General features: G+C 73.4%; 6 protein-coding genes and 1 pseudogene. All 7 read right to left on the bottom strand.

Features of this window, described 5'->3' with window-relative positions:
* On the bottom strand, positions 1-1,211 hold a 1,211-nt coding region (locus tag HCN52_RS19955), incomplete at its 3' end, for a pseudouridine synthase (protein WP_168089834.1).
* 12 nt (positions 1,212-1,223) lie between these two features.
* Positions 1,224-2,009 (bottom strand): SMC-Scp complex subunit ScpB, encoded by a 786-nt coding sequence (gene scpB, locus HCN52_RS19960; RefSeq protein ID WP_376767167.1) that lies wholly within the window; start codon positions 2,007-2,009, stop codon positions 1,224-1,226.
* Positions 2,006-3,067, bottom strand: coding sequence for a segregation and condensation protein A (locus HCN52_RS19965; protein WP_168089835.1), 1,062 nt, complete (start codon positions 3,065-3,067; stop codon positions 2,006-2,008). The genes scpB and HCN52_RS19965 overlap by 4 nt, the downstream gene beginning before the upstream one ends.
* 57 nt (positions 3,068-3,124) lie before the next feature.
* Positions 3,125-3,694 carry a single stranded DNA-binding domain-containing protein gene (locus tag HCN52_RS19970; protein WP_312876792.1) on the bottom strand — a complete coding sequence of 190 codons (570 nt, stop codon included), beginning with the start codon at positions 3,692-3,694 and terminating at the stop codon, positions 3,125-3,127.
* Complete coding sequence (locus HCN52_RS19975) at positions 3,691-4,683, bottom strand: ParA family protein (RefSeq protein WP_420919049.1); 993 nt, start codon at positions 4,681-4,683, stop codon at positions 3,691-3,693. Before HCN52_RS19975 ends, HCN52_RS19970 begins: the two co-directional genes overlap by 4 nt.
* A gap of 542 nt (positions 4,684-5,225) precedes the next feature.
* Positions 5,226-6,341 carry an alanine dehydrogenase gene (ald, locus tag HCN52_RS19980; RefSeq protein ID WP_168089839.1) on the bottom strand — a complete coding sequence of 372 codons (1,116 nt, stop codon included), beginning with the start codon at positions 6,339-6,341 and terminating at the stop codon, positions 5,226-5,228.
* A 173-nt stretch (positions 6,342-6,514) separates the two neighbouring features.
* Positions 6,515-6,886 (bottom strand): annotated as a pseudogene (locus tag HCN52_RS24905) (hypothetical protein); the annotation flags it as partial.

Raw genomic sequence — 6,886 nt, forward strand, 5'->3', positions numbered from 1 at the left:
CGGCGGCGTCCGGGGGGCCGCTCCCCGGCTACCCTGGCCCGATGCGGACCGCCCTCGTCATCGGCACCGGCCTGATCGGTACCTCCATCGACCTCGCGCATCAGCCGCCCGACCTCGGTGTTGGTCATCCGGCGCAGCCAGCCGGACTTCTGGTCGCCCAGGGTGACGGAGCCGAAACCGGTGCGGACCAGCTTGCTGACGGGGAAGCCCACCTCGTCCAGCATCCGCCGCACGATGTGCTTGCGGCCCTCGTGGAGGGTGATCTCCACCAGGTAGTTGCGGCCGACGTTCTCCACGACGCGGAAGCTGTCCGCCCGTGCGTAGCCGTCCTCCAGCTGCACGCCGTCCTTGAGCTGCTTGCCGAGGTCGCGCGGGAGCCGGCCGGAGCTCTGGCTGACCTCGATGGCGGCGACATAGGTCTTGGTGACGCCGTAGCGGGGGTGGGTCAGGCGGTGCGCCAGCTCACCGTGGTTGGTGAGGAGGATCAGCCCCTCGGTCTCGGCGTCGAGCCGTCCGACGTGGAAGAGCCTGCTCTCCCGGTTCTGGACGTAGTCGCCGAGGCAGGGGCGGCCGTCGGGGTCCTCCATCGCGGAGACGACACCGACCGGCTTGTTGAGCGCGAAGAAGAGGTCCTTCTGCGTGGTGACCGTCAGGCCGTCCACCCGGATCTCGTCGCGGGCGGGCTCGACCCGCAGCCCCTGCTCGGTGACGATCTCCCCGTTGACCTCCACCCGGCGCTGGTCGATCAGCTCCTCGCAGGCACGGCGGGACCCCATGCCGGCCTGGGCGAGCACCTTCTGCAGCCGGACGCCGTCGGCCTCCCCGAAGGTCTTCGGGGTTCGGGGGGTGTCCCGGCTGTGGCGCTCCCGGTTGCGCTCCTCGATCTTCGCGTCCAGCTCGCGGGGGCGGCTGGGCGCGGACCGTGCCGGGCGCTTGGCGCCCGTCCGGCCGCCGGTGGCGGGGCCACCGCTGCGGCTGCCGGGCTTGCCGGCTCCGGAGCGCCCGCCGGTCGAGCCGCTGCCGCCGGCCGAGCCGCCGCCACCCGCCGCACCGCCGCCCTGGCGCTTCCCGCCGGACTCCGGGTAGCGACGCTCCTCCGGCCGGGGACGGCCGGCGCTCTCCCGTCCCCGGCCGCTGCCCGCGCCCCGGTCGTTCCGGCCGCTGCCCGCGCCCCGGTCGTTCCGGTTGCTGTTCCTGCCGCTGCTTCGCATCAAAGTCTCGTCTTAGGTCGGTGGGTCGGCGCTGTCTACGTCGAACGTCGGCACCGCCTCCTGGCTGTCGGGCTCCACCGCCGCCGCCTCGGGGAGGAAGGGCGCGAGCTCGGGCAGCTCGTCGAGGCCACGAAGGCCGAGCCGCTCCAGGAAAACGTGCGTCGTCCCGTACAGGATCGCACCTGTCTCGGGTTCGGTGCCCGCCTCCTCCACCAGACCCCGCTGGAGCAGGGTCCGCATCACGCCGTCGCAGTTGACCCCGCGCACCGCGGAGACCCGGGAGCGGCTGACGGGCTGCCGGTACGCGACGACGGCGAGCGTCTCCAGCGCCGCCTGGGTCAGCCGGGCGCTCTGCCCGTCGAGGACGAAGCGCTCCACGGCCGGCGCGTAGGCGGCACGGGTGTAGAAGCGCCAGCCCTCGGCGACGAACCGCAGGTCGAACCCCCGCTGCTCCGCCTTGTACTCCTGTGCCAGCGTCCGCAGGGCGTCGGAGACCTCCTGGCGCGGGCGGTCCAGGATCCGGGCGAGGTGCTCCTCCCGGACCGGCTCGTCCACGACCATGAGGACCGCCTCCAGCGCGGGGCGCAGCGGCAGCCGGTCCGCGTCGGCGGACTCCGGCGCGTCCGTGGCGCCGGAGCGCCCGGGTGCCGACCCGGCGGCCGGCGTGGCGGGGATCACCCCGGGATCGGCCGGCATGGGGGCCGCCGGGCCGGGCGCGGTGGCGTCGGGGCCGGTGGTGTCGGGGCCGGTGGTGTCGGGGCCGGTGGCGTCGGGGCCGGGTGGCTCGCTCGTGGTCATCGCTGCTCCTGTGCCGCCCGGCGCCCGCGACGGTCGTCGGGCAGGGCGGGCGGGGTGTCGAACTCGTCGGTGACGGTCGGGGCTCCGTCGCCGGAGCCGCTCCAGTGGACGGTGAGGTCGCCGAGGGCCTCGGGCTGGTCCAGCGCCACCGCGCGTTCCCGGTAGAGCTCCAGCAGGGCGAGGAACCGCGCGACGACGGTGAGGGTGTCGGGGGCGTCGGCGGTGAGCTCGGCGAAGCTGGCGCGCTTCAGGGCGCGGAGCCGGTCGACCACGACGGCCGCCTGCTCCCGGACGCTGACGAGCGGCGCGTGGATGTGGTCGACGTACACCTGCGGCTCGGGACGGGGGGCCAGCGCACGCGCGGCGATGCGGGCGAGCCCCTCCGGTCCGACGGAGAGCACGACCTCGGGCAGCAGCGCCGCGTGGTGCGGCTCCAGCCCGACGGTCCGGGGGTGCCGGTGGGTCTCGGCCTCGAGGCGGCTCGCGAAGATCGCGGCGATCTCCTTGTAGGCGCGGTACTGGAGCAGCCGGGCGAAGAGCAGGTCCCGGGCCTCCAGCAGGGCGAGGTCCTCCTCGTCCTCGACCTCGGCGGCGGGCAGGAGGCGTGCCGCCTTCAGGTCCAGCAGGGTCGCCGCGACGACGAGGAACTCCGTCGTCTGGTCGAGGTCCCCGTCGGGGCCCAGCGCCCGCAGGTGGGCCATGAACTCGTCGGTGACCCGCGACAGGGCGACCTCGGTCACGTCCATGGTGTGCCGGGAGATGAGCTGGAGGAGCAGGTCGAACGGGCCCTCGAAGTTGTCGAGCACGACGGTGAACCGGCCGCCGCCGGGACGCCGGGCGGTTCCCTCCCCGCCGGCGATCTCCGCGGGCGGACGGTCCGCGGGCGGACGGTCCGCGGGCGGGACGTCGGCGCCGGCGGCGCCCGTCGGGGCGGGGTCGCCGCCGGGGCGCTCCCCCGGCTCCGGTTCCGTGGCACCGCCCGGCGGCCGGGTGGGCGGGCCGGGTGCGGTCGCACCGCGGCCCGGGCGGCGGCGCGGAGGTGGGTCGTGAGCGGTCATCGCGCAGCGACACTACCGGCCGCCGGACGGGGCCCGGCGACGCCGCGCGGCGGTGGTTCAGCGCCCTCGCAGCCGCCGGACCAGAATGCTGGCGTCGCCGCGGGACTCCAGGTCGGCGAGGACCACGGCCACCGCCTCGCGGACGATCCTCCCCCGGTCCACCGCGAGCCCGTGCTCCCCGCGCAGGACGAGGCGCGCGTGCTCCAGGTCCATCAGCTCCTCGGCGGAGACGTAGACCGTGATCTTCTCGTCGTGGCGCTCCCGGCCGCTCGGGCGGCGCGCGACGCGTCCGCGCCGGGGGGCGGTGGACTTGCCGCCGCGTGCGGGAGCGCTCCCCGCGGCGGGCGCAGCGCTCTGCGGCGCGGCGGGGGGCTGCCCGCCCGTCGGAGCGGCGGAGCCGCGGGAGCCGCCCCGGGGGCCCTGGGCGGGCAGTGGGGAGGTCCGGGACTCCTCCCGGCCGGTGTCGGTCTCCGAGGCCTCGCCGTCGGATTCGGCGGGCTCCTCGTCCGGACGGCCCGAGGGCTGCCGAGCCGGGTCCTCGGGGGCCTGCGGCCCCTGCGGAACGGAGGGCTGGACGGCGGGACCGCCGGTGGTGCGGAACAGTTCGTCGGCTGCCGGCAGACTCACTCGGCGTGGCACCGGGCGAGCACCTCCCTGGCGAGCTGGCGGTAGGCGGCGGCACCGACGGAGTTGGAGGCGTAGGTGGTGATGGGTTCACCCGCGACGGTGGTCTCGGGGAACCGGACCGTGCGGCCGATCACGGTGTGGTAGACGTGGTTCTCGAACGCCTCGACGACGCGGGCCAGCACCTCGCGGCTGTGCACGGTGCGCGAGTCGTACATCGTGGCCAGGATCCCGTCGAGCTGCAGGCTGGGGTTGAGCCGCTCCTGCACCTTCTCGATGGTCTCGGTCAGCAGGGCGACACCGCGCAGGGCGAAGAACTCGCACTCCAGCGGGACGATGACCTTGTGCGCGGCGGTCAGCGCGTTGACGGTCAGCAGGCCGAGCGAGGGCTGGCAGTCGATCACCACGAAGTCGTAGTCCGACAGCATCGGCTGGAGGGCGCGCTGGAGCGTGGACTCGCGCGCGACCTCGCTGACCAGCTGGACCTCGGCGGCGGAGAGGTCGATGTTGCTGGGCAGCAGGTCCATGCCGGCGACGGCCGTCTTCAGCAGCACCTCGTCGGGGGCCATGCCCCGCTGCATGAGGAGGTTGTAGACAGTGAGTTCGAGCTCCATCGGGTTGACGCCGAGCCCGACCGAGAGGGCGCCCTGGGGGTCGAAGTCCACCAGCAGCACGCGGCGGCCGTACTCGGCCAGCGCCGCTCCGAGGTTGATGGTCGAGGTGGTCTTGCCGACCCCGCCCTTCTGGTTGCACATCGCGATGATCGTCGCGGGGCCGCGTTCCTTGACCGGTCCCGGGATCGGGAAGTACGGCAGGGGGCGACCGGTCGGACCGATCCGCTCCCGCCGCTGCCGGGCGGCGTCGGGGGCGATGGTCGCCGCGTACTCGGGGTCGGGTTCGTACTCCGCGTCCGGGTCGAAGAACTGACCGTCGGGCAACTCCGCCAAGCCGGGCTCCGTCTGCGTGGTCGTGTCGTCGCTGTTCTGATGCACCGTCGTGTCCGTTGGGGTCTTGTGCGTCGCGAACGTGTGGACAGCGACCGAACCGACCTCGGCACGGCCGGCGGATCCCGCCGGCTGCCCCGGCGTCCCCGGCTGTCCTCCCCCGGGAGTGATTGTCGACTCATTCACAAGTCGTCCTACCTCCTTAGGGACCAAGCAACTTCTGGACAGAGTCACGTCCTGCCCTGCCGACGACTGGCGACTCTATGGCGTGTCGGGCGTCCACAGCAACACAAACCGGCGTAACGACACGGGCGCGTCGTCACTCGACGACCGTGTGTCCAGAGCGTGCGATGCGTGGACAACGAGTCGAAGGCCGCAGCGAATCGGGTAAACAGTCACCTTCCGGATGAGTCGACCTCGGCGGACGGCACCCCCACGACGCAACCGACCGGACGTCGTCGAACGACGTCCGGTCGGTTGTGTGACATTTCCCCGTGTTGACCCGGTCGTTGACGGTCCGGCGACGACCGATTGTCGACCTGTTGATCTGACGATCACCCCGCAGCACGGCCCTGCGGAGCGCCGGCGGCTCACCCGAGCAGCGATTCCAGCGCCGCGTGCGGCAGCCCGTGGGCGTCGGCCACCGGCGCGTACACGACCTCGCCGGCGTGCACGTTGAGCCCGAGCGCGAACGCCGGGTCGCGCCGAAGCGCCTCCCGCCAGCCGCGGTTGGCCAGCTGCACGATGTAGGGCAGCGTCGCGTTGGTGAGCGCGTAGGTGGAGGTGCTGGGAACGGCACCGGGCATGTTGGCGACGCAGTAGAAGACCGAGTCGTGCACGGTGAAGGTCGGCTCCGCGTGCGTCGTGGGACGGGAGTCCTCGAAGCAGCCGCCCTGGTCGATCGCGATGTCCACCAGCACGCTGCCGGGCTTCATCTCCGCCACCAGCTGGTTGCGCACCAGCTTGGGCGCCTTGGCGCCGGGGATCAGCACGGCACCGATGACGAGGTCCGCCTCGCGCACCGCCTTCTCCAGCTCGAACGCGTTGGAGGTGATGGTGCGGACCTGTCCGCCGTAGATCCGGTTGGCCTCGCGGAGCTTGTTGACGTCGGTGTCGAGCAGGGTGACCCGGAAGCCCATGCCGACCGCGATCTGCATGGCGTTCCACCCGGAGACCCCGCCGCCGATGACGACGGCGTCGGCGGCGGCGACACCGGGTACCCCGCCGGGCAGCACGCCGCGCCCGCCGGCGGAGCGCATCAGGTGGTAGGCCCCGACCTGCGGGGCGATGCGGCCGGCCACCTCCGACATGGGGGCGAGCAGCGGAAGCGCGCGGTCGGCCGTCTCGACGGTCTCGTAGGCGATCGCCGTGGTGCCGGAGGCCAGCAGGGCGTCGGTGCACTCGGCCGAGGCCGCCAGGTGCAGGTAGGTGAAGAGGACCTGGTTCTTGCGCAGCCGGTGGTACTCCTCGGCGACCGGCTCCTTGACCTTCAGCACCAGGTCGGCGACGCCCCAGACCTCGTCGGCCGTCGGGAGCACGGTCGCGCCGGCGTCCGTGAACGCGGCGTCGGTGATGGCGGAGCCGACACCGGCGTCGTGCTCCACGAAGACCTCGTGGCCGGCGCGGACCAGCTCGTGAACCCCGGCCGGCGTGATCGCCACCCGGAACTCGTTGTTCTTGACCTCGCGGGGGATGCCGACCTTCACGTCGATCACGGTCCTTGGCTGTTCGGCGGCTGGTTCACAGGCCGGGAAGAAGCGGATTCGCACCATACCGGCGGTATGCCGGGAGCAGCCCGTTCAGCCACGGCAGCCTCATTCTTAATGAAGGAGTCTGGCCGTGTCCAGCCTTGCAATCAATAAAGTTCCCCGACCGCTGTCTATGTTTCGTAGGTGCGACTCTGGGTGGTCACCGGGGTTTCGGAGGGCGACGAATCCGAGGCGCCGTGGTGCCCGCCCGCTTCACCGCCGGGCGGGAAGTCGGGCCTGGCGGGCATCGGTGGACCGTTCCCCGCCCGACCCGTCGCGTCGGCCGCCTCCGGTGTCTCCCCACCGGCCGCCGATCCGTCCTCGGCCGTCCCCGTGGCGTCGTCGAACGCCGCGTCGTCCGGTTGCCGGCCGCCCACCGGCGTCTCCCCCGGGTCCCGGGCGGGCACCGGGGGGCGGGACGTCGCGCTGTCGCGGCCGCCGCCCGCGACGCGAGCGGGCTCGGCACCGTCCTCCCCGGCGCGGGCCGCCGAGGTGTCCTCGCC

This window comes from Streptomyces bohaiensis, from assembly GCF_012033785.1.
Taxonomy (GTDB): Bacteria; Actinomycetota; Actinomycetes; order Streptomycetales; family Streptomycetaceae; genus Streptomyces; species Streptomyces bohaiensis.